Below are 1178 nucleotides of genomic sequence, written 5' to 3'. Positions count from 1 at the left end.
GGACAAGCCCTCGGCTTATTAGTACCGGTCAGCTCCACCCATTACTGGGCTTCCACATCCGGCCTATCAACCCAGTCGTCTACTGGGAGCCTTAACCCCTCAAAGGGGGTGGGAGTCCTCATCTCGAAGCAGGCTTCCCGCTTAGATGCTTTCAGCGGTTATCCCTCCCGAACGTAGCCAACCAGCCATGCCCTTGGCAGAACAACTGGCACACCAGAGGTTCGTCCGTCCCGGTCCTCTCGTACTAGGGACAGCCCTTCTCAAGACTCCTACGCGCACAGCGGATAGGGACCGAACTGTCTCACGACGTTCTAAACCCAGCTCGCGTACCGCTTTAATGGGCGAACAGCCCAACCCTTGGGACCGACTCCAGCCCCAGGATGCGACGAGCCGACATCGAGGTGCCAAACCATCCCGTCGATATGGACTCTTGGGGAAGATCAGCCTGTTATCCCCGGGGTACCTTTTATCCGTTGAGCGACGGCGCTTCCACAAGCCACCGCCGGATCACTAGTCCCTACTTTCGTACCTGCTCGACCCGTCAGTCTCACAGTCAAGCTCCCTTGTGCACTTACACTCAACACCTGATTGCCAACCAGGCTGAGGGAACCTTTGGGCGCCTCCGTTACCCTTTAGGAGGCAACCGCCCCAGTTAAACTACCCACCAGACACTGTCCCTGATCCGGATCACGGACCGAGGTTAGACATCCAGCACGACCAGAGTGGTATTTCAACGATGACTCCACAATGGCTGGCGCCACTGCTTCACAGTCTCCCACCTATCCTACACAAGCCGAACCGAACACCAATATCAAGCTGTAGTAAAGGTCCCGGGGTCTTTCCGTCCTGCTGCGCGAAACGAGCATCTTTACTCGTAGTGCAATTTCACCGGGCCTGTGGTTGAGACAGTCGAGAAGTCGTTACGCCATTCGTGCAGGTCGGAACTTACCCGACAAGGAATTTCGCTACCTTAGGATGGTTATAGTTACCACCGCCGTTTACTGGCGCTTAAGTTCTCAGCTTCGCCCTGACGAATCAGAGCTAACCGGTCCCCTTAACGTTCCAGCACCGGGCAGGCGTCAGTCCGTATACATCGCCTTACGGCTTCGCACGGACCTGTGTTTTTAGTAAACAGTCGCTTCTCGCTGGTCTCTGCGGCCACCACCAGCTCAGGGAGC

The 1178-nt window shown here is 56.5% G+C and carries 1 rRNA gene; it reads right to left on the bottom strand.

The features are described 5' to 3' along the window. Nucleotides 1-1178 (bottom strand): 23S ribosomal RNA (locus ACRWNP_RS37075); the annotation flags it as partial.

The organism is Actinacidiphila sp. bgisy160, from assembly GCF_965342435.1.
GTDB lineage: Bacteria > Actinomycetota > Actinomycetes > Streptomycetales > Streptomycetaceae > Actinacidiphila.
The sequence above is the reverse complement of the archived record's forward strand: the minus strand, read 5'-3'. Positions and strand labels throughout refer to the sequence as shown.